This is a genomic window from Kitasatospora terrestris (genome assembly GCF_039542905.1).
Taxonomy (GTDB): Bacteria; Actinomycetota; Actinomycetes; order Streptomycetales; family Streptomycetaceae; genus Kitasatospora; species Kitasatospora terrestris.
Genome location: NZ_BAABIS010000001.1, coordinates 739,522 through 760,322, shown reverse-complemented (window position 1 = coordinate 760,322; position 20,801 = coordinate 739,522). Strand labels below are relative to the sequence as shown.

Genomic DNA, 20,801 nt, shown 5'->3' with positions numbered 1-20,801 from the left:
GCGGGTTCTGGGGCCTTGCCGGTGGGAGGGGATGTGGCTGGGTCAGGGCTTGAGGATCTGCTGGATCCGGGCGGCGACCTGAGCGGCTTGCAGGTCGCGGCCCTTCTCGTTGGGGTGGGCGTAGAAGGGGACCGGCTGGCCGAGGAGTGTGACCCGGGAGGGTTCGAAGAGGCCGCCGATGCCGCGATCGGCGCCGTCGCACGCCGTGTTGGCGCCGGTCGTGTCGTAGAGGTCGACGAAGTCGGCGCCGGCGTCGGCGGCGGCCTTCTCCATGGTGTCGTCGAGGCGCTTCTGGGCCTGGTCGAGGACGGGCAGGGCGTCCTGGGGGACGTCGGCGAACGGCAGGTCCCTCTGGCCGGGGGCGGCGGTCAGGCACTTGGCGGTGTCCTGGGGCACGAGGCGGGGGTAGCCGACCAGGACGCGCTTGGCCTCGGGGGAGCGGGGGGCCATGTGCTGGAACATCGTGGCCAGGTCGCTGCCGACCTGCTTGAACTGGCCCTCCAGCCATGTCTTGCCCCCTCCCGACGAGAAGAAGGACCCGCACTGGCCGGCCGGGGAGGTGGCGTCCACCGGCTCCCCGGGCACCGCGGGCGCGCCCCGGAGCCGGGCGGAGCACTGCTTGAGGATGCGGATGAAGCCCAGGGTGTTGCCGCCCAGGCTGCCCACGGCCAGGCGGGTGTCCGCGTTCAGGGCGTCCTCCTGCGCCGGGACCGACTGGAAGAACCCCAGGCTCTGCTTCTGCCAGAAGTTGCCGATCACCGCGCCCGAACAGGAGACGTCCGCCTGGACGTTGAGCGCGACGCCCTTGGCCGCCAGGGTCCGGACGGCGACGGTGGGGTAGTTCTCGTTCGCCTGGAAGCACAGGGCGTGGCGATTGCCGTAGGGGGCGATGCCGAAGTTGGAGGTGTAGGAGTCGCCGAAGAACACGGTCGGCACCGGATCGGCGTCCGCCGCGACGGCTGCAGTCGCCGGGAGGGCGAGCGCCAGGCAACTGCCCAGGGCGACGGCTGCGGCGGCCAGCCGTGCCCGTGGAGTGGCGGTCGTCGTGGTGCGCATGGCTGTGCCCTTTCGTGGGACCCGGAACGAGAAACAGGATCTAACGATCCGTATTCATACCTTTACGATCCGTCACGCTCCAACGGGCCGCGCCGCAGCCGGGCGATCCCGACGGTCTTTCCACGAGGAGGTTCGCCTCGCCACGCTCTCACCCGTCCGATGTGACAACCACTCCCCGCACCTGATCACCAAGCGGTGCCAGCGGGTAGGAACCCGGGCCGCGGCGAACAACGTCGAGATCGCCTGCATCCCGCCCCGCGGCTCCGCCCTGCGCTGCTTCGCCCACGACGGCACCGACCACCCCACCCACGAGGCCCAGGGCGGCATGTTCCGCCGCTCCATCGTCCGGCGGAACAAGAACGCCGCCGACCAGCGCCTACGCGAGTCTTCACCAGGGCGAACGTCGCCTGATGCGAAGGCGATCGGGCCGGCGCTGAAGAGCCGCAACTCGCCGACGGTCGCGGCTTCGTACTCCGCCTCGGTGATGTCCACCACCAGGTGCGGGTGGGCGGTACGGTCCTTGTAACGGCGGTGGTAGCCGTGCGCGTCGGCGAAGACGTCGTCCGCCGACGCCGCGCCGCTGACGAAACCGACGAAGGCCAGCAGGACCAGGGCGTCGTGGACGGCCCGCACCCGTCCCGGCACCAGCCCGATCCAGGGCAGCAGCGCGGAGGCGTCCCGGTGCCCCACCTCGGTCAGCCCCTCCACGGACGGCAGCAGGAACGCCATCGCGAAGACCGGAGCCACCGCGAGGAACAGGGCGAAGACGAGCCACCTGGGCGCGACGTACGGTTCGGGCAGCCACGTCGAGACCAGGCAGAGCACGCTGAGCCCGCACAGCACCCACGCCACCACCACGCTCACCCGGTAGTGCGGCGGAAATCCGCCCAACCCAGCCATGCCCCAGCCTCCACCGCGTGCTCGCCCTGCCCCCTCGACCCGCCGGGCCGCGGTCAGCGCGCCCACGCTACTGGTCCGGCCGCTTGCCCGTACCACCGTTGTTCGCCGGGCGGTGAGCCAGCCGTGCAGGCCGGTCGCAGGGCCGCGCGTGCTCATCTCCCGGAGTTCCGAAACGGGTGGAAGCCCAATGGATTTCCACCGGGTGCAGTCGGCCGGTTCTGTCGGTGCCGGTGTTCCGTCAGGATGGCCCGGTGAATCCAGACGTTCTTCTCGACGGTGACCGGCTCCGGATACGCGAGACGGCGCCCACAGCCGCAGGCGCTGCCCGGGAGCGTGCCGTTCCCGCGACGTCGGTACGGGACACCGATCCGGATGCGTTCCCGCCGGAGATCCGCACTGCCGAGGGGGAGACCCTCTTCGTCCCGGCCGACCGGCGAGGCGAGCTCGAACGCTTCTGCGCCGTCAACCGGATACCCCGTCGGCCCCGCCCCGACGTCTGGGGCGATCTTCTCGAACCCTTCTCCGACACCGGGTTCACCGCAGATCACCAGGGCGCCACCCTGACTCGGCTGCGACGGGCGGCCGGGCTCGACGCGGACGACGTGGCCGCGATCCGGGCCCGGGTCGGCCCGCTCGTGCGGGCGTACAACGCCGTCCACCAGGACTGGTGCCACCTCGGCCTGGCCGACCTCCTCGACGCCGCCACGGCCGACTGGATCCCCGAAGGCCTGCGGGTCGCCCCCGCGGACCGGGCCGCCTTCCGCACCTGGGCGATGAGGATCGCCGACCTCGGCCACGGCCACGGCCCCAGCGGTGGTGGGGCAGTTGGGCACCCGTCGACCTGACGCTTCGTAGGAACGGGCAAGGGAACTGCTCGGCGACCGGGAGTGGATGACCGGGGCGGTCGCCCACCTGGGCGGGGTTGCCGCGCTCTCGGGCCGGGGTGCTCCGGGGCCGAAGTCGGCCGCGTTCCGGGCGGCCGGCGACGGGTACGGCGGCCCTCGGCGGGGCGCGTCTAAGCGGGGCGCCGGCGGGCGAGGTGGAGGGTGATGTCGGCGGTGATCTCGACCGTTTCGGGCAGGGCCGACGCGATCGCGGTGCAGGCCTGCTGCCGGGTCGGCGGTGGGAGCTGCAGGTAGGCGGAGACGGTCGACAGGTAGCCGACGTAGTCCTCGGCGCTCACTGTCAGGCGCCGCCGGAGGGCGGTCTGCCGGACGTCGTGGAACAGCGGTGAGCGTTGCAGTTCCGTGCCGGGCCACTGCATCTCCGCGTCGGGTGCGGTCCCGTCGGGGGACGGGATCTCGTCGCCGGCGAGGAACGGCGCCCGGGCGGCGCGCATGGACTCCTCGACGGCCGGGTCCGCGAGCCGGACCGGGCCGCCGAACGAGGCGAACACGCCGTCGGGTCCGAGGAGGGCGGCGACGTTCGGCCACCGGTTCTCCGGGCGCGTCCAGTGCAGGGCGGCCGCCGCGTAGACCAGGTCGTACGTCGTACCGGGCCGCAGGTCCTCGAACGCGGCCCGGACGGCCGTCACGTTCGGGGGAGCGGTCCTGGTCAGTTCGGCGAGCATGGCGGTGTCGGGTTCGGTCGCCGTGACCGCGATCCCGTGTCCGGCGAACAGGCGGGTCGCCTTGCCCGTCCCCGCCCCGATCTCCAGGGCGGTCCGGAGCGGCCGGCCCGCGTACGCCGCCACCGCGTCGAAGAGTTCGTCGGGGTACCCCGGCCGGTACCGCTCGTAGGCCTCGGCGATCGCTCCGAAGCTCAGTGCCCGTGCAGCAGCCATGCCGAGCATCCTGCCACGGGCCCTCCGGGTGACGCGTCGGGCCGGGCCGACGGGCGGGGGGTCGGCGGGCGAGGGGCCGGCGGGGGCCGATCCGCGGGCGGGGCCAACCCGCCGGCGGGGGCCTGCCCGCGGGCGGGGGAGATCCGCGGGCGGGGCCAATCCGCGGGCGGGACGGCTCCGAATGGGTGGTGCAAACCGTGGTCGGCCGCGCAGCGGTCCCGGTCAGAGAGGCCCCTCAGTGAGCATGCCCATCTCCGAGCAGATCGGCTCGCCCGTGCCGCACCGCCAGGACGGCGGCGGCGGACGTCCGCACCGCACCGTGGCCGTGGTCGGCGCCGGCGTCGCGGGCCTGACGGCCGCGTACGAGCTGCACCGGGCCGGGGCGGAGGTGGTGCTGTTCGAGGCGGAGGACCGGTTGGGCGGGCATGCGCACACGCAGTCGGTGACCGGCGCGGACGGCCGGGAGCTCGCCCTGGACACCGGCTTCCTGGTGCACAACGAGCGCACGTACCCCCATCTGATCGCGCTGTTCCGCGAGTTGGGGGTGCAGACGCAGGACAGCGAGATGAGCATGTCCGTGCACTGCGACGGGTGCGGCCTGGAGTACGCCGGGGCGCGCGGCCCGGCCGGGCTGCTGGCGCAGCCGTCGGCGCTGCTGCGCGGGCGCTACATCGCGATGCTGGCGGAGGTGCCGCGCTTCCACCGTCGGGCGAAGGCGCTGCTGGCGAATCCCGGCGCGGGTGATCCGAGCCTGCGGGAGTTCCTCGCCGCGGAGGGGTTCAGCCGGTACTTCGTGGGCCACTACATGACGCCGGTGGTGTCCGCCGTGTGGTCGTGCGCGCCGGACCTGGCGGGCGACTACCCGGCCCGGTACCTGTTCACGTTCCTGGAGAACCACGGGATGCTGTCGGTCACCGGTTCGCCGACGTGGAAGACGGTGGTGGGCGGCTCCCGCACGTACGTGGAGCGGATCGCGGAGCGGCTCGGCTCAGTCCACCGCCTCGCGCCGGTGCGGCGGGTGTGGCGCCGGTCCGACGGCGTGACGCTGGCGACGGCGGACGGCCGGCGCGCGGACGTGGACGCCGTGGTGATCGCCACCCACGCCGACCAGGCGCTGCGGATGCTGGCCGACCCGACCTCGACCGAACGGGAGGTGCTCGGTGCCTTCCGGTACTCGCGCAACCCGACCGTCCTGCACCGCGACGCCTCGGTCCTGCCGCGGGCGGCGTGGGCGCGGGCGTCCTGGAACTACCGGATGCCGACCTGCGACGGGCCGGCCGACCGGGTCCGGGTGACGTACCACCTCAACCGGCTGCTGCGGCTGGGCACCCCGGCCGACTACCTGGTCACCCTGAACGAGGACCGGGACGCCCCCTTCCCGTCGGACGTGGTGGTCTCCCGCACGGTCTACGAGCACCCGGTGTACACCGGCGAGACGGTCGCGGCCCAGCGGCGGCTGCCCCAACTCACCACCGGTCGGACCGCGTTCGCCGGGGCGTACCACGGCTGGGGGTTCCACGAGGACGGCTGCCGGTCCGGTGTGCTGGCGGCCCGCGCGCTGCTCGGGGTGGGGGCGCCGTGACCGCGCCGGCCGCCCCGCGCACCCTCCCCGGCCGGTGGGGGGCGGTGCTCTACCCCTGCGTGACGACCCACGTGCGCACCGCGCCCGTCCGGCACGCCTTCCGCCACCGCGGCTACCTGTGGCTGGTCGACCTGGACCGGATGCCGCCCGTACCCCGGTGGCTGCGGCCGCTGGCCGGGTTCCGCGCCGCCGACCACGTGCGGGACCACGCGGGGGAGTCGGTCCGGCAGGGCCTGGCACGGTTCCTGGCCGGGCACGGCATCGACCTGGCCGGCGGCCGCGTGCTGATGCTCACCCAGGCGCGGGTGCTCGGGCACGTGTTCAACCCGCTCACCGTCTACTGGTGCCGCGATGCCGCGGGCCGTCCGCTGTGCACCGTCGCCGAGGTGCACAACACCTACGGCGGACGCCACCGCTACCTGCTGCGGCCCGACGCGGCGGGCACGGCCGGGACGCGGAAGGAGTTCTACGTCTCCCCGTTCTTCCCGGTGGCCGGCCGCTACCGGATGCGCCTGCCCGAGCCGGGCGCCCGGCTGGATCTGACGATCCACCTGGAGCTGGACGGCGGACGGCCGTTCACCGCCACCGTGCGGGGTGCGGCCCGCCCCGCCGGTCCGGCGGCGCTGCTGCGGACCGCGTTCGGCCACCCGCTGTCGACGCTCGCGGTCAGTGCGCACATCCGCTACCAGGGGATCCGGCTGTGGCTGCGCGGCCTGCCCGTCCACCCCCGGAACAACGCCGGACCCGTACCGCCCGCACCACCCGCACCACTCGTACCGCCCGCACCACCATCTCCGTCCGAACTCCCGCACGAGGAGCGCACCGCATGACCGTCCAGGCCGACCCGACCACCCCGCCGCCGTTCCCGACCGCGCTCCGTCCGGCCGCGCCGGCGCCGGACGTCGACCCGACCCGCTGGCCGGACGTCGCCCGGGTGCCGGCCGGCGGCCCGCTGCGGTCCGCCGTCGCGCGGCACCTGCTGGGCCGAGCGGCCCAGCAGTGCGGCATCCACGTCCGCACGCCCGACAGCGGGCCGGTGCCCGCCGGTGCCCCCGTGCTCACCCTGCACCGCCCCGAGGACTTCCACCGGCGGGTCGGCGCGAGCGGCCTGATCGGCTTCGGCGAGGCGTACCAGGCGGGCGACTGGGACAGCCCCGACCTGGTCGGGCTGCTCACCGCGCTCGCCGCCGCGCCGCAGCGCCTGGTCCCGGCCGGCACGGCGTGGCTGCGCCGGCTCGCAGTCCGCCGCACGCCCCCCAGCGAACTGCCGACCACGGGCAACGCCCGGCGCAACATCCAGCGGCACTACGACCTCTCGAACGAGCTCTTCGCCCTGTTCCTCGACCCGACCATGTCGTACTCCTCGGCGGTCTTCCCGACCGGCCCGGACGGCCTGCCGGTCGCCACCTGGGAGGGATTCCCGGCGGCGCAGCACCGCAAGATCGACCGCCTGCTCGACCTGGCGGAGGTCGGCCCCGGCACCCGGCTGCTGGAGATCGGCACCGGCTGGGGCGAACTCGCCCTGCGCGCCGCCGCGCGCGGTGCCCGGGTGGTCAGCCTGACCCTCTCCGAGGAGCAGTTGACGCTCGCCCGCCGCCGGATCGCCGCCGCCGGCCTCGCCGACCGGGTCGAGGTGCGGCTGTGCGACTACCGCGCGGTGCAGGGGAGTTACGACGCGGTGGTCAGCGTGGAGATGATCGAGGCGGTGGGCCGCCCGTTCTGGCCCGCCTACTTCGCCACCCTGGACCGGGTGCTCGCCCCCGGCGGGCGGGTCGCGCTGCAGGCCATCACCATGCCGCACGAGCGGATGCTCGCCAGCAGCGGCACGCACACCTGGATCCTCAAGTACATCTTCCCCGGCGGGCAGATCCCGTCCCTGCGGGCGATCGAGGAGAACGCCGAACGGCACGGCGGCCTGCGGGTGACGAGCGCCGAGGCGTACGGGCCGCACTACGCCGAGACCCTGCGGCTGTGGCGCGAACGCTTCACCGAGCACGCCGAGCAGGTCGCCGCGCTCGGATTCGACGAGGTGTTCCGCCGGATGTGGGAGCTGTACCTGGCCTACTCCGAGGCCGGGTTCCGCACCGGGTACCTGGACGTCCAGCAGGTCCTGCTCACCCGCGACCGGGCGACCACCGGCACCGACCGGCGGGCGGGGGCACGCCGGTGAACGTCCCCGCGCTGCTGGTCAACTTCGCGGTGACCGCGGGCGTCGCGCTCGCGGTCATGCTGCTGGCGTTCGCGGTCGGCGTCCGCACCGGGCGCCACCGGGGGGTGGACGTCGCGTGGGGCCTGGCGTTCACCGCCGTCGCGGTGACCGGCTACGCCCTGTCGGCCGGCGATGGCGACCCGGGCCGCAGGGTGCTGGTCACCGTGCTGGTCGCGGTCTGGGGGCTGCGGCTGTCCGCGCACATCTGGTGGCGCGGCCGCGGCACCGGCGAGGACCCGCGGTACGCCCGCATGCTCTCCCGCGCCCCCGAGGGCCCGGCCCGCACCCGGTTCGCGCTGCGGATCGTCTACCTGTTGCAGGCGGGCATCGTCTGGTTCGTCTCGCTGCCCGTGCAGGCCGCCCAGTACCTGCCCGACCGCCTCGGCCCGATCGACGCCGCGGGCGCCGCCCTCTGGTGCGTCGGCCTGTTCTTCGAGGGCGTCGGCGACTGGCAGCTGGCCCGGTTCAAGGCGGACCCCGCCAACCGGGGCCGGGTGATGGACCGCGGACTGTGGCGCTACACCCGGCACCCCAACTACTTCGGCGACGCGTGCGTCTGGTGGGGCCTGTACCTGATCGGCGCCCACCACGCGGCGGCGCTGTTGTTCCTGCCCAGCACGCTGCTGATGACCTGGCTGCTCGCCTTCGGCAGCGGAAAGCCGATGCTGGAGCGGCAGATGACCTCCCAGCAGCGCCCCGGATGGGCCGAGTACACGGCCAGGACCAGCGGCTTCCTGCCGCTGCCGCCCCGCCGGTCGCCGTCGCGGTGACCGGCGGGGCGCCCGTCACCTGAACCCGGAGCCCCGGGTTCAGGTGACGGGCAGCAGGAGCACCGGAGCCCCGGTCGGGTGGAGCGACCCGCCGGCCGGCTCCACCGTCACGCCCACCCCGCTCGCCCCGTCCAGCGGGCCGCTCAGCAGCAGCGCACCGGTGGGGGAGGCCATCAGTCCGGCGGACCGCATCGTCGCACCGTCGGCGAACCACAGCTGGTACGTGGTGCCCTGGGCCAGCGGCGGCATCTCCGAGGCGAGGAAGCCCGCCGCGTTCCGCTCGTGCGACCACACCACGGTGGCGACGCCGCTGCCGCCGGCCACCTTGGTGGACGTGGAGCGCGCGTCGGGGGCGGTGAGCAGATCGGTGATCCGCTCCTGGTCCTGCTGGATCGCCGCCGCCCGGGCCCGCGCCTGCTCCGCCTCCCGGTGCTGCTGCACGGCGAGTCCGCCGGACGTGGCGGCCAGGGCCAGGCAGGCGGCCAGCGCGAAGCGCGGCCACGTCCGGCGCAGCCCGGCGCGGGCCGGGCCCGATGCGGGCCGCGGTCCGAGCGGCGGCTCCTGGCGGACGGTGTCGAGCGAGGCCATCACCCGGAGCTTGAGGCCGTCCGGGACGGGCACCGCCTCGGCGGACCCGAGCCGGGCCAGCGTCGCGGTGAACTCGGCGACCTCCTGGGTGCAGGCGGGGCAGTGGGCCAGGTGCCGCTCGAACTCCTCCCGCTCGTCGCGCTCCAGCGCGTGCGCGGCGTACGCACCGGTGAGGGTATGCAGGTCGGCGGTGCTCATGCGGTCACCCCCAGGCAGTCGCGCAGCCGGATCAGGCCGTCCCGGATCCGCGTCTTGATGGTTCCCAGCGGGACGCCCAGCAACTCGGCGACCTGCGGGTAGGTGCAGCCCCGGAAGTAGGCCAGGGTCAGCGACTCGCGCTGCAGCTCGGTCAGTCCCTTGAGACAGCGCCGGACCTGCTCGCGCTCCAACCGCCCCTCGACCTGCTCGGCGACCTCGTCGAAGGCCGGAGTGCCGGAGGCGGCGGCGATCCGCTGCTCGCGGTCGGCCGCCGCCTGTGCGGCCCGGACCCGGTCCACCGCGCGGCGGTGCGCGATGGTGAGGACCCACGCCATCACCTCGCCCCGGTCCGGGCGGTACTGGGCGGCCTTGCGCCACACCTCCAGCAGCACCTCCTGCGCGACCTCCTCCGACTGGGCGGGATCGCGCAGCACCCGCCGCACCAGCCCGAGCACCGGGCCGGCCACGGCGTCGTACAGCCCGCCGAAGGCGTTCTGATCGCCCAGGGCGACCTTCCCGACGAGCTCCTTCAGATCGGGCCCGGGACGCCCCGGACCCGACAGGTGCACCACGGCGCTCACCGCGGCACCCCCTCGGCCCGGAGGCCGGCGAGCCGGACCGGTGGCGGGACGAACAGCATCAGGGGTCCTCCCATGGCCGGCGGGACAGCGACCGCCGGCGCGGACGAAGAGATGTGACACCCGCTGTTCGGAGCCGGGAGCGCCGCGGATTGGCCCCCGGGTGCGCCGACTCCCGCCGGCCGCGGTCGGACATCCTTGCGCCGCCGGCCCGCGCTCGCCGGGCAGGGCGGCCGTCTTCACCCGATCGGGTGATCGGCGAGGTGCGACCCGTCCGACGGCCACCACGCGCCGAATGGCGGACGTGAGCACCCAGACACCCACCCCCCGGAGCCCGGTGCGCCGCCGGACGGTCCGGCTCGCGGCCGCCGCCGCCACCGGACTCGCCGCCGCGGCCGCGGCGGTCGGCGCCGGTGAACTCGTCGCGGCCTTCACCGGTCCCGAGACCGCCCCGGTGTACGCGGTGGGTTCGGCGACGATCGACCTGACGCCCACGCCGCTGAAGGAGTACGCGGTCCGGACTTTCGGCACGAACGACAAGCCGGCCCTCCTCGCCGGGATCCACCTGACGATGGCCCTGCTCGCCGTCCTCGCCGGGCTGCTCGCCCACCGCCGGCCCACGCTCGGCGCCGCCGTGTTCGTGCTTTTCGGCGGCATCGGGGTCTGGGCGGCCCTCTCCCGGCCCGGCGCCACGCCCGCCGACGCGGCGCCGGCCCTCGCCGCCGGCCTCGTCGGAGCCGCCGCGATGCTCGTGCTCGCCCGCCTCCTGCGCCGGGCGACCACGCCCCGGGCCGTCGGAACCGCGGCCACCGAGGTCCCGACCGCAGGGCCGGCGGCCACAACGCTCCCGGCCGGTACGCCCGGGGCCGCCGGAGGCGATCGCGTCGGGCCGCCGGCCGGCCGGGCCGGGGGCGAGGTGCCTGCGGTCGACCGGGCCGGGGGCGAGGTGCCTGCGGCCGGCCGGGCCGGGGGCGAGGTGGCACCGCAAGCCGGAGCGGAAGCCGCCGGCACCGGCCGCGACCGTCCTGCCGGGGGCACCAGCCGCCGTACGGTCCTGCTCGCCACGGGTGGCGCCCTGGCCTTCGGTGCCGTCGCCGGATTCGGTGGCCGCGCCCTCTCCGACCGCCGGTACGACATCGGTGCCGCGAGGGCGTCCGTGCGGATCCCGCCGGCCGCCGACCCGCTCCCGCCGCTGCCCGCCGCGCTGCACCCGGCCGTCCCCGGCCTGTCCGCGTTCACCACCCCGAACGCCGACTTCTACCGGGTCGACACCGCCCTCACCCTGCCGCGGATCGACCCTGGGCACTGGTCGCTGCGCATCCGCGGCATGGTCGACCACCCGCTCCTGCTGACCTTCGACGACCTGCTGCGCCTCCCGCTCGAGGAACTGGACCACACCCTGTCCTGCGTCTCCAACGAGGTCGGCGGCCCGTACGTCGGCACCACCCGCTGGCTGGGCGCCTCACTGCCCGCCCTGCTGCGCCGGGCGGGGGTGCGGCCGGGCGCCGACCAGCTGGTCGGCCGCTCCCAGGACGGCATGACCATCGGCACCCCGCTGGAATCGGTCCTCGACGGGCGCCCGGCGCTGCTCGCCGTCGCGATGGACGGCGAGGCCCTGCCGGTGGCCCACGGCTTCCCGTGCCGCAGCGTCGTGCCGGGCTTCTACGGCTACACCTCCGCCACCAAGTGGCTGGTCGACCTGGACGTCACCACCTTCGCCGCGTACGACCCGTACTGGGTGCGCCGCGGCTGGGACCGCCGCGGCGAGGTGCGCACCGCCTCCCGCATCGAGGTCCCCGCCCCGTTCGCCCGCGTCCCCGCCGGGGACGTCACGCTCGCCGGAACCGCCTGGGCCACGCACCGGGGGATCGCCGCCGTCGAGGTACGCATCGACGCCGGCCCCTGGCAGCCGGCGCAGCTCGCGGCCGACGGCGGCCCCGACCTGTGGCGCCAGTGGACCCACACCTGGACCGGCGCCACGCCGGGCCCCCACCGCATCGAGGTCCGCGCCACCGACGCTTCGGGCGCCGTGCAGACCGAGCAGCGCACCGCCCCGTTCCCGGCGGGCGCGACCGGCTGGCACAGCACCGTCGTCACCGTCACCTGACCGGCTCGCCCGCCCGCTGGCGGGTCCGCCCCTGAAGGCTCCGGGCGGCGGTCGACGCTGCCCGGACGAACAACAACCGTTCACCCATCCCCTTTTCCCAGGAGAACCCCCATGTCGCTGACCAGCATCCGCCGCTCGTCCCTCGCCACCGTCGTGGCGATCAGCGCGCTCGCCCTCGGCCTGAGCGCGTGCAGCAGCAGCGGTGGCGGCAAGGCCATGGACAACGCCTCCGCGTCCGCCGCGGTCTCGCAGGCCGCATCCTCGGCCGCCCCCGTCGAGCAGGTCGCGGACCAGCCGTTCGGCGCCGCGTGCGCGGCGGTGCCGAAGGACGGCGCCGGCTCGTTCGCCGGCATGGCGAAGGATCCGGTGGCGACGGCGGCGTCCCACAACCCGGCGCTGTCGACGCTGGTGGCCGCGGTCAAGCAGGCGGGCCTGGTGGACGCGCTCAACTCGGCGCAGAACATCACGGTGTTCGCGCCGACCAACGACGCCTTCGCCAAGATCCCGAAGGCGACCCTGGACGCGGTCCTCGCCGACAAGGAGAAGCTGACCAAGATCCTCACCTACCACGTCACGCCGAACCGGATGGCGCCGGCCGCCCTCCCGGGCAGCCACAAGACCCTGGAGGGAAGCGAGGTGACCGTGAACGGGTCGGTCGAGGACTTCACCGCCAACGGCAGCGCCAAGGTCGTGTGCGGCAACGTCCAGACCGCGAACGCCACCGTCTACATCGTCGACACGGTCCTGATGCCGACCTCCTGACCCGCAGGTCCGGACGCCCGGCTCGGTCCCCGACCAAGCCGGGCGCGCGGTGTCTCCGAAGGACCGGTAGGAAGCACACGGCAAAGGCGACGGCCGCTACGACGACGTCCTCGGCGTCGGCGAACTCGACCCCGCCTTCCCGCAGGAGGCCACCGCACCGGCCCTGTGCGGGCCGCTGCACCGACCGTCCAGGAGAACGAGGAATTGACGAACCGTCAGATCGAGGAGCCGTCCGCGCTGAAGGTGCTCCACACCCCCGGGAGAGCGCGGGCGGCCGTCCTGCTGCTGCCGGGCGGGCGCAGCGAGGGCCTCGACCCGCCGGGCCGGCTCGACCTGCCGGCACGCCGGATGACGCCGTTCGCCCGCGCGGTGCGCCGCCGACTGCCCGGGGACGTCGTCCTGACCGCCCGGGTGCGCTACCGCTGCCGCGGGTGGAACGGGCCGCGCGCCGACCCCGTGCGGGACGCCCGCCGGGCCCTCGACGAGTTGGCGGCCTTCGCGCCGCACCTGGCGGTCGTCCTGGTCGGCCACTCGATGGGCGGCCGCGCGGCCCTCGCGGTGGCGGACCACCCGCGGGTGCGCGGGGTGGTGGCGCTGGCGCCCTGGTGCCCGCCCGGCGAACCGGTCGACCACCTGGCCCGGCGGAGCCTGGTCGTCCTCCACGACCCGCACGACCGGCGGACCTCGGCCGCGCAGTCGTTCGCGTTCGCCCGCCGGGCGGCCGCGGCCGGGGCGCGGGTGCAGACCGTGCCGATGCCGCGCGGGGGCCACGCGATGCTCCGCGGAGCGTCCGCCTGGCACCGCCTGGCGGTGGACGCGGTCGCCTCCGTCCTGACCGGACTCCCGCTGTGACGGGGTTTGCGGACGGCGGCTGCGGCTAGAAGGGCGTCCATGAGACGGACAACTTCGGTCATTTCGGCGGTGGCCCACATCGTCGCGAGCATCCTGGTCATCTGGATCCTGCTGGACCTGTTCGACGCCAACCAGGCCAACACGGTGGTCCGTTGGTTCCACAACGCAGCCGACTGGCTGGCCGCGTGGTCCCGCGGGCTGTTCACCGTGTCCAACCACACCGCGCAGGTCCTGCTGGACTACGGCGTCCCCGCCGTCGTCTACGTCGTCATCGGCAACCTCGCCACCCGCGGCCGGGTCGTCGACTGAGCGCCGTCCGACCGGCAGGGGAAGGGAGGGACCGTATGGACACCGGGTTCGCCGGCCGCCGCCTCTCGCGGGGCCGGCTGGTCAGGACGGCGGGCCGCTCGGGCTTCGTGGCGCGCGGCGTGCTCTACACGCTGGTGGGCGTGCTCGCCCTGCGGATCGCGTTCGGCGACGGTGGTGAGCAAGCCGACCGGCAGGGTGCGCTGCATCGGATCGCCGGGCAGCCGTTCGGTTCGGCGATGCTGTGGGCGCTGGCCGCCGGGTTCGCCGGAATGGCCGTGTGGCGGGCCTCGACCGCGGTCTTCGGCGAGGCGGGCCGCAAGGAGACCGGCAGCAGGGTGCTGTCGGCGGGCCGGGCCGTGTTCTACGCGTTCGTGTGCTGGGCGACAGCCGCGAGTGCGGCGGGTGCCGGCGGCGGGTCCGACGGCGACGCCGCCTCGCGGGACTGGACGGCCACCGCCCTCGGCTGGCCCGTCGGCCGCTGGCTGGTGGGCGGGGCGGGCCTGGCCCTGCTGGGCATCGGCGTCGCGATCGCCGTCCGGGCCGCCCAACGCCGCTTCCTGCGCAAGCTCGACACGGCGGCCATGCGGCCCCGGACCCGCGCCGCGGTGACGGCGATGGGGGTGTCCGGGAACCTGGCGCGCGGGGCCGTCTACGGCGCCGCCGGGATCTTCGTGGTGCTGGCCGCCGTCCGGTTCGACCCGGGGCGCGCCAAGGGGATGGACGGCACGCTCCGGTCGTTCGCGGACAGCTCCACCGGCCCGTGGCTGCTGGTCGGGGTGGCCGCGGGGCTCGTCGCGTACGGGGCGTTCTCGTTCGTTTCGGCGCGCTGGCGCCGCTTCGGGGGCGCCGGAGCGTGAGGGGCCGCGTCTCAGCCGCCGCGCTGCGGGCCCTGCAACTGCAGGGCCCGCAGCGCGACCTCGATGGCGAACCGTTCCTCGGAGTCGGTGAGTCGGCTGCCGAAGGCGCGGGTGAGCAGCCGCATCCGGTAGCGCACGGTCTGCGGGTGGACGCCGAGGGCCTCGGCCATCTGGGCGGCGGTGCCGCGGGTGGTGAGCCAGGTCCGCAGGGTGTCGATCAGCCGGGCGCGCTGGGCCGGCGTCAGGTCGGCCAGGGGCGCCAGGTGGCGGGCGGCGAGCTGCCGGACCAGGCCCGGGTCGCTCAGCAGCCAGAGCGGCAGAAGGTTGTTCTCGGTGCGGGCGAGCGGCTGGTCGGTGATGACGTCGCTCTCGACGAGCACCAGGGTCTGCCGGGCCCAGCGGAGCGAGTCGGCCGCCTCGTCCAGCGGGGTGGTGGGACCGATGGCGGCGCGGCAGTCGCTGAGCGCCTTCTCCAGGGAGGCCCGGCGCTCGCCCTCGATCCGTCCGGGGACCAGCAGGTGGGGCTCGGGATCGGCGAAGTCGATCAGGACGTCCCGGTCGAGGACGGTGCGCGAGGGGAGTGCGGTGGCGCGCAGCGCGACCAGGGTGACTTCGGTCGGCAGCGGCCAACCGGCGTGGTCGGCGAGCTCGTTGAGGGCGCTGCGGGCGACGGCGGTGCCGCCGAGGATGCGTCGCAGCAGCCGCCGGCGCCGGTGGTCGGGCTCCTCGCCGAGTTCGGCCATGGCCTGCTGGTAGCCCTCGCGGGAGAGTTCGGCGAGGTCGCCCATGTAGGCGAAGAGCGCGTCGGCGAAGGCGAGCATCACCGTGACGGAGAAGTTGTAGCGCTTGCCGACGGCGCGGGCCCGGCGCAGCCCGACCTGGCAGCCGATCCGGTACGCGGTCTGGAGCATGTCCAGGCTGCGTCCCTCGTGCGCCTCGAAGCGGCCGAAACGGCGGCAGATCTCGTCGCGTAAGGAGGTGGTGGCGGTGGGGGCGGCGATCTGGTCGACGAAGGTGGCGATGTTCTGCTCGATGCCGACCCGGATCACCCGGGCGTTGGGGCCGTCGAGCAGTTCGGCGTACTCGGGGATGGCGGCCACGATCTCGGACGCCATCTCCTTGAGGAGGCTGGGGAGTTCGGGCCTCATCACGGCGGCCAGCTCACGTGGGAGCGGTCCCAACGGCTCGGTGCGCTCCGGGGGCTGTCGCCCTGCGGTCATGTCGGTGCTCCCAGTTGGTCGGCTGCTGTGAGCGGTGCGGGTCGCCTTCGGGTACGGGCGGGGCGTGGTGGGCCCCGGCGAGGCGCGCAGCGTACAAACTCTCGGCGACAGTTGAAAGATAGACCACCGGTGGCCGTCCGCGCACCCTCCGTGCACGGAGCCGGTCCAGCCGCCGCGGACGGCCGTTCCGGGGCGCCGGGGCGGGGCGGTGCGCCGGCCCGGGTGGGGGTGCTCATTTCCTTATAAGCGTGAACTCCCTTTCTGTTGTGCGGAGACAAGAAAATACCCGCCGGTAAGTTCTGCCGGGAAATCTCCGGCGGGAGTGTTGCGCGGCCCTGTTACCCGTGCGTAACGTCCACTTCCACGACGACGGCCGATTCGCATCGGTGCAACGTCCCAGATGGTGGGCCGCTGTCGGAATTCCGCTTCGAGCCGTTTCAGAATTCCGGAAGAACCGGCCCGCGAACTCCCAGAAAGGATCAGCACGTGCGCAAGTTGACCAAGTCCACCACAGTGGCCGCCGCCGCACTCACCGCGGCCCTCGGCATGACCGCCGGCTCGGCCTCGGCCGCCGGCACCTGGACGGCCACCCCCGGTGGGGCGTGGACCGCGAAGGCGACCTCGCCCAAGCTGCTCGACACCAGGACCGGGACGCAGCTGACCTGTTCCTCCTCCAGCGCGGCGGGCACCCTGCAGAGCGGCTCCGGCCTCTCGGGCACCGGCATCTCCTCCATCACCTCGGTGAGCTGGACGAGCTGCACCGGTCCGCTGGGCATCACCTTCACGGTGACCCCGAACGGGCTCCCCTGGAGCCTCAACGCCGTGAGCTACAACTCCGCCACCGGCGTGACCACCGGCACCCTCACCGGGGTCAAGGCCCACATCAGCGGCGCCGGCTGCACCGCCGACTTCGCCGGTCCGACCAGCGCCACCCCGGCGACCCTCACCGGGACCTACAGCAACTCGACCCACACGCTGAGCCTCAGCGGCGGTGATCTGCACGCGTACAACGTGTCCGGCACCTGCCTGGGTCTGCTCAACAACGGGGACGCGGCGACCTACACCGCGAACTACGTCCTCAACGGGTCGCAGACGATCACCTCCCCGTGATCCCGGGCCCGTACCGACCGGACTGGCCGTACTGACCGGACTGACGGGACTGACCGCCGAGGGTCCACCGCTCCCGCCTCCTTCCGGGTGCGGTGGACCCGTCCTCAGCCGCCTCCCGGCTCAGACCCCGGGCCGGGAGGCGGCTGAGGCGTGCTCATCGAATGACAAGGGCTCCGCGCGGGCCTTATCAGCGGATGACAAAATTCTCCGCCCCGGCGAGATCGCCGACTTTTCCCGTGTGCGATCACTTGTCGCTGCTTGTTACCGGACCGTAGTGTCCTGCCTCCCGAACGAAAATCCAGCCCCGGGCCGGCCGGCGATCCGCCCCGCGCCCGGGGCTTCCACCCGCACGCCCCGATCCGGGGCCGAGGAGACGCAGCCATGAGGAATGCAGTGGGCACGCGCCGCTCGGTGCGCCTCGCGGCCGTTGCCGCAGCGGGGCTGCTGGCGGGGCTGCTGCCGGGGACGGACTCGGCCTCCGGCGGCCAGGACGGGCGGCTGTCGCTGGACTACACCTGCGGCTTCCCGGGCGGGAACCGGAGCGTCACGGTCGAGCTCCAGCAGGCCTACCCGGGCGGCGCGTCGGCCGGAACGGCCTTCCGACCGGGGCAGTTGACGGTCCGGGTGCCGCTGCCCGCCGACCTGGCTGGTGCCGCGGCCGGCGCGGGCGAGGTGGTGGCCGCGAGCGGGACGGCGGCCCTGACCACGGCGATCGGCCAGGGCGCGACGTCGGTGCGCGCGGACTGGACCGCGCTGGCGGCCTCGACGACCCCGCTGCCCGGGGACGGGGACGGCCTGCTCGCCTTCACCGGCACCGTGCCGGCCGTCACCGTCGCCGCGCCCGGCGAGGTGACGTTCACGGCCGGTGCCCTCGCCCTCGACCTCACGGTCCAGCGGGTCGCCAACGCGGCGGCCCCCACCCCGACCCCGAGCTCCCCGACCGCGAGCGCCCCTGCCGCGAACGTCGCTGCCGCGAGCGCCCCTGCGGCGAAAGCCGCTTCGGCGGGCGCCGCGCGCATCGCCGTCGCCTGTGTCCCCGTCGCCGGTCAGGCCGCGGAGCTGGGCCGGGTCGTGGTGGCCGAGGGGCCGGCGGGCAGCGCCGTTCCGTCGGCCCCCGCGCCCGGTGGGAGCGGTCCCGCTCGGCCGCCGGGCGGGGCCGCCGGGGGCGGAACCCCGACCGGAACCGCCGCACCGGGCGGATCGGCCTCCGCGAGCGGCTCGCCGACCCCGTCCGGCCCGTCCGCCTCCGCCGGCCTGACCGTGCCCGGCGCGGCGGCCCGCGGGGCGGCCGCCATCCGGGTGCAGGCCGGCTACCACTCCGGCACCAACCAGTGCCCGGAACCGCCGGAGGGCGCGCTGGACGCCGGGCGGCTGCCCCCGGTGCCGGAGGGCGCGATGGTGCTGCCCGACCCGGAGTACCCCTTCCCGTCGGTGCCCGCCTGCGCCTACGCCGACGGCTTCGCCAACGTCGCCAAGCTCGGCCAGGCCACGCTGGTCAACGACCCGGCGAAGTCGCCCGCCCTGGTCGGGCTGAACCTGACCCGGCGGCTGGTGATGCTCTGGGGCGACACCGACGGGTACTTCGAGGCCGACTCGCTGGGCGAACTGAAGCTCCCGGTCGCCGAGTCCACCTTCCTGACCTACGGGTTCGTGCCGACCACCGCGAAGATCGAGTTCACCCCGCTCGGCCTGCTGACCATTGTCGCCACCGGCAACGCCAACTGGAACCAGCCGAGCCTGTTCACCATCGGCGGCCACCAGTCGATGCGGATCTACGACGTCAAGGTCAACGGCACCCCGCTGGACGTCGGCCCCGACTGCCGCACCGCCGAGCCGGTCGACCTGGTGCTCAAGGGCCGCCAGGACGGCTACCTGCCGGACGGCGGCGACGGCAAGCCCGACTACACCCTGCAGGGCGGCGGTCCGCTCGCCCAGACCGACCTGTACGTCCCGCCGTTCACCGGCTGCGGCAGCCACGGCGAGGACCTCGACGCCCTGTTCACCGCCGCCGTCTCGGGCCCCGGCAACTCGCTCAACCTGATGCAGGGCCCGATCTGCACCCCCACCAGTGACCAACCCAACGGCTGCGAACCCGAGATCGTCATCCCCGACCCGCCCACCCGCCGCCGCTGACCGCCAACGACCGCGACCCCGGGAGGTGTCATGGGCATCGAAGTCACCGTCGAAGGTCTGACCAAGTCCTTCGGCGAGCAGACCGTCTGGAGGGACGTCTCCCTCACCCTGCCGGCCGGTGAGGTCAGCGTGATGCTGGGCCCCTCCGGCACCGGCAAGACCGTCTTCCTCAAGTCCGTGATCGGGCTGCTCAAGCCCGAGCGGGGCCGGGTCGTGGTCGACGGCGTCGACATGGTCAACAGCCCCGAACGGGACGTCTACGAGGCCCGCAAGCTGTTCGGCCTGATGTTCCAGGACGGCGCGCTGTTCGGCTCGATGACGCTCTTCGACAACATCGCCTTCCCGCTGCGCGAGCACACGAGGAAGAAGGAGAGCGAGATCCGCCGCATCGTCATGGAGCGGATCGAGATGGTCGGCCTGGTCGGCGCCGAGGGCAAGCTGCCCGGCGAGATCTCCGGCGGCATGCGCAAACGCGCCGGACTGGCCCGGGCCCTGGTGCTCGACCCGCAGATCATCCTGTGCGACGAACCCGACTCCGGACTCGACCCGGTGCGCACCTCCTACCTCTCCCAGCTGCTCATCGACCTCAACACGCAGATCGACGCGACGATGCTGATCGTCACCCACAACCTCGACATCGCCGCGACCGTGCCCGACAACATGGGCATGCTGTTCCGGCGCGAACTTGTCGCCTTCGGCCCGCGCGAGCTGCTGCTCACCAGCCAGGAGCCGGTGGTGCGGCAGTTCCTCACCGGCCGCCGGGCCGGCCCGATCGGGATGTCCGAGGAGAAGGACGAGGCGCAGCTGGCGCTGGAAGGCCACGTCCCCGAGCCGCCCGGCCCGCTGCCGCCGCAGCTGGAGCCCTCGCCGGGCCTCGGCCCGCGGGCGGCCGTGCAGCGCCGCCGGGCCCGGGTGCTCGCGATGGGCGACCGGCTGCCCCCGGCGGCCCGGGCGGCCGTCGGCGCCGGGCCGATCCCCCGCCAGGGGGGCCCGGCATGAGCGTTCCGTGGACGCGCACTCCCGGCCTCGGCGCGCTGCGGCAGTCCGGCGGGCTGTTCCAGCTCGCCGCCACCACCGTGCGCGACGCCTTCCGGCGGCCGTTCCAGTGGCGGGAGCTGATCGAGCAGTTCTGGTTCGTGGCCAGTGTCACCATCCTGCCCGCCGCCCTGGTCTCGATCCCGTTCGGCGCCGTCATCGCCCTCCAGGTCGGCTCGCTGGCGCAGCAGTTGGGCGCCCAGTCGTTCACCGGCGGGGCCAGCGTGCTGGCCGTCGTCCAGCAGGCCAGCCCACTGATCGTCGCCCTGCTGATCGCCGGCGCCGGCGGCTCGGCGATCTGCGCCGACCTCGGCTCGCGCAAGATCCGCGAGGAGCTGGACGCGATGGAGGTGATGGGCGTCTCGCCGGTCCAACGCCTGGTCGTCCCCCGGGTGCTGGCGACCATGCTGGTCGCGGTGCTGCTCAACGGCCTGGTCTCGGTGGTCGGCGTGCTCGGCGGCTACTTCTTCAACGTCGGCCTGCAGCACGGCACTCCGGGCGCCTACCTGTCCAGCTTCTCCGCGCTGGCCCAGCTGCCCGACCTGTACGTGGGCGAGTTCAAGGCGCTGGTCTTCGGCTTCATCGCCGGGATCGTCGCCGCCTACCGCGGGCTCAACCCGCGCGGCGGACCGAAGGGGGTGGGCGACGCGGTCAACCAGTCCGTGGTCATCACCTTCCTGCTGCTGTTCCTGGTGAACGTCGCCGTCACCGGCATCTACCTGCAGCTCGTCCCGCAGAAGGGAGCCTGAGCC

General features: G+C 74.3%; 20 protein-coding genes. 14 read left to right on the top strand and 6 right to left on the bottom strand.

The window, feature by feature from the left end:
• Positions 1 to 42 precede the first annotated feature (42 nt).
• Positions 43 to 1,056, bottom strand: coding sequence for an SGNH/GDSL hydrolase family protein (locus ABEB06_RS03745; RefSeq protein WP_345695325.1), 1,014 nt, complete (start codon positions 1,054 to 1,056; stop codon positions 43 to 45).
• A gap of 72 nt (positions 1,057 to 1,128) precedes the next feature.
• Positions 1,129 to 2,022, bottom strand: coding sequence for a hypothetical protein (locus tag ABEB06_RS03740; protein ID WP_345695324.1), 894 nt, complete (start codon positions 2,020 to 2,022; stop codon positions 1,129 to 1,131).
• A 185-nt stretch (positions 2,023 to 2,207) separates the two neighbouring features.
• On the opposite strand from ABEB06_RS03740, the gene ABEB06_RS03735 reads away from it, so the two are divergent.
• A complete protein-coding gene (locus ABEB06_RS03735) occupies positions 2,208 to 2,801 on the top strand; it encodes a hypothetical protein (RefSeq protein ID WP_345695323.1) in 594 nt (197 codons plus the stop codon).
• Positions 2,802 to 2,971: 170 nt separating this feature from the next.
• On the opposite strand, the gene ABEB06_RS03730 is transcribed toward ABEB06_RS03735, so the two are convergent.
• The gene (locus ABEB06_RS03730) at positions 2,972 to 3,739 is read right to left on the bottom strand and encodes a class I SAM-dependent methyltransferase (protein ID WP_345695322.1); all 768 of its coding nucleotides are present in this window, start codon (positions 3,737 to 3,739) and stop codon (positions 2,972 to 2,974) included.
• Positions 3,740 to 3,983: 244 nt separating this feature from the next.
• Here ABEB06_RS03730 and ABEB06_RS03725 point away from each other — a divergent pair, with 244 nt between their 5' ends.
• From ABEB06_RS03725 to ABEB06_RS03710, 4 genes are read left to right on the top strand one after another with little or no spacing between them, the layout of a single operon-like run.
• Complete coding sequence (locus ABEB06_RS03725; RefSeq protein WP_345701728.1) at positions 3,984 to 5,321, top strand: NAD(P)/FAD-dependent oxidoreductase; 1,338 nt, start codon at positions 3,984 to 3,986, stop codon at positions 5,319 to 5,321.
• Complete coding sequence (locus ABEB06_RS03720) at positions 5,318 to 6,151, top strand: DUF1365 domain-containing protein (RefSeq protein WP_345695321.1); 834 nt, start codon at positions 5,318 to 5,320, stop codon at positions 6,149 to 6,151. Before ABEB06_RS03725 ends, ABEB06_RS03720 begins: the two co-directional genes overlap by 4 nt.
• The gene (locus tag ABEB06_RS03715) at positions 6,148 to 7,491 is read left to right on the top strand and encodes a class I SAM-dependent methyltransferase (protein WP_345695320.1); all 1,344 of its coding nucleotides are present in this window, start codon (positions 6,148 to 6,150) and stop codon (positions 7,489 to 7,491) included. Before ABEB06_RS03720 ends, ABEB06_RS03715 begins: the two co-directional genes overlap by 4 nt.
• A 56-nt stretch (positions 7,492 to 7,547) precedes the next feature.
• Positions 7,548 to 8,300 carry a DUF1295 domain-containing protein gene (locus ABEB06_RS03710; protein WP_345701727.1) on the top strand — a complete coding sequence of 251 codons (753 nt, stop codon included), beginning with the start codon at positions 7,548 to 7,550 and terminating at the stop codon, positions 8,298 to 8,300.
• 39 nt (positions 8,301 to 8,339) lie between these two features.
• Here ABEB06_RS03710 and ABEB06_RS03705 read toward each other — a convergent pair whose 3' ends face one another.
• Both ABEB06_RS03705 and ABEB06_RS03700 read right to left on the bottom strand, forming a co-directional pair.
• The gene (locus tag ABEB06_RS03705; protein ID WP_345695319.1) at positions 8,340 to 9,086 is read right to left on the bottom strand and encodes an anti-sigma factor; all 747 of its coding nucleotides are present in this window, start codon (positions 9,084 to 9,086) and stop codon (positions 8,340 to 8,342) included.
• A complete protein-coding gene (locus tag ABEB06_RS03700) occupies positions 9,083 to 9,667 on the bottom strand; it encodes a sigma-70 family RNA polymerase sigma factor (protein ID WP_345695318.1) in 585 nt (194 codons plus the stop codon). Before ABEB06_RS03700 ends, ABEB06_RS03705 begins: the two co-directional genes overlap by 4 nt.
• A gap of 301 nt (positions 9,668 to 9,968) precedes the next feature.
• Here ABEB06_RS03700 and ABEB06_RS03695 point away from each other — a divergent pair, with 301 nt between their 5' ends.
• From ABEB06_RS03695 to ABEB06_RS03675, 5 genes are all read left to right on the top strand, one after another.
• Positions 9,969 to 11,771 (top strand): molybdopterin-dependent oxidoreductase, encoded by a 1,803-nt coding sequence (locus tag ABEB06_RS03695; RefSeq protein WP_345695317.1) that lies wholly within the window; start codon positions 9,969 to 9,971, stop codon positions 11,769 to 11,771.
• Positions 11,772 to 11,882: 111 nt separating this feature from the next.
• Positions 11,883 to 12,533: a fasciclin domain-containing protein gene (locus ABEB06_RS03690; RefSeq protein ID WP_345695316.1), complete on the top strand. Its 651-nt coding sequence runs from the start codon at positions 11,883 to 11,885 to the stop codon at positions 12,531 to 12,533.
• 204 nt (positions 12,534 to 12,737) lie between these two features.
• On the top strand, positions 12,738 to 13,385 hold the full coding sequence (locus ABEB06_RS03685) for an alpha/beta fold hydrolase (RefSeq protein WP_345695315.1): 648 nt from the start codon (positions 12,738 to 12,740) through the stop codon (positions 13,383 to 13,385).
• A gap of 39 nt (positions 13,386 to 13,424) precedes the next feature.
• Entirely contained in the window at positions 13,425 to 13,694 is a 270-nt protein-coding gene (locus ABEB06_RS03680; protein ID WP_345695314.1) for a hypothetical protein, read from the top strand.
• Positions 13,695 to 13,729: 35 nt separating this feature from the next.
• Positions 13,730 to 14,551, top strand: a complete 822-nt coding sequence (locus ABEB06_RS03675) for a DUF1206 domain-containing protein (protein WP_345695313.1) — start codon at positions 13,730 to 13,732, stop codon at positions 14,549 to 14,551.
• A gap of 11 nt (positions 14,552 to 14,562) precedes the next feature.
• Here ABEB06_RS03675 and ABEB06_RS03670 read toward each other — a convergent pair whose 3' ends face one another.
• On the bottom strand, positions 14,563 to 15,771 hold the full coding sequence (locus ABEB06_RS03670; protein WP_345695312.1) for a PucR family transcriptional regulator: 1,209 nt from the start codon (positions 15,769 to 15,771) through the stop codon (positions 14,563 to 14,565).
• 486 nt (positions 15,772 to 16,257) lie between these two features.
• Between ABEB06_RS03670 and ABEB06_RS03665 the strand changes: the two genes are divergently transcribed.
• The 4 genes from ABEB06_RS03665 (at position 16,258) to ABEB06_RS03650 (ending at position 20,798) form a co-directional block, all read left to right on the top strand.
• Positions 16,258 to 16,881, top strand: a complete 624-nt coding sequence (locus ABEB06_RS03665) for a hypothetical protein (RefSeq protein ID WP_345695311.1) — start codon at positions 16,258 to 16,260, stop codon at positions 16,879 to 16,881.
• Positions 16,882 to 17,262: 381 nt separating this feature from the next.
• Complete coding sequence (locus ABEB06_RS03660; protein ID WP_345695310.1) at positions 17,263 to 19,014, top strand: DUF6801 domain-containing protein; 1,752 nt, start codon at positions 17,263 to 17,265, stop codon at positions 19,012 to 19,014.
• A gap of 30 nt (positions 19,015 to 19,044) precedes the next feature.
• Positions 19,045 to 20,013, top strand: a complete 969-nt coding sequence (locus ABEB06_RS03655) for an ABC transporter ATP-binding protein (RefSeq protein ID WP_345695309.1) — start codon at positions 19,045 to 19,047, stop codon at positions 20,011 to 20,013.
• Complete coding sequence (locus ABEB06_RS03650; protein ID WP_345695308.1) at positions 20,010 to 20,798, top strand: MlaE family ABC transporter permease; 789 nt, start codon at positions 20,010 to 20,012, stop codon at positions 20,796 to 20,798. The genes ABEB06_RS03655 and ABEB06_RS03650 overlap by 4 nt, the downstream gene beginning before the upstream one ends.
• The last annotated feature ends 3 nt before the right edge of the window (positions 20,799 to 20,801 follow it).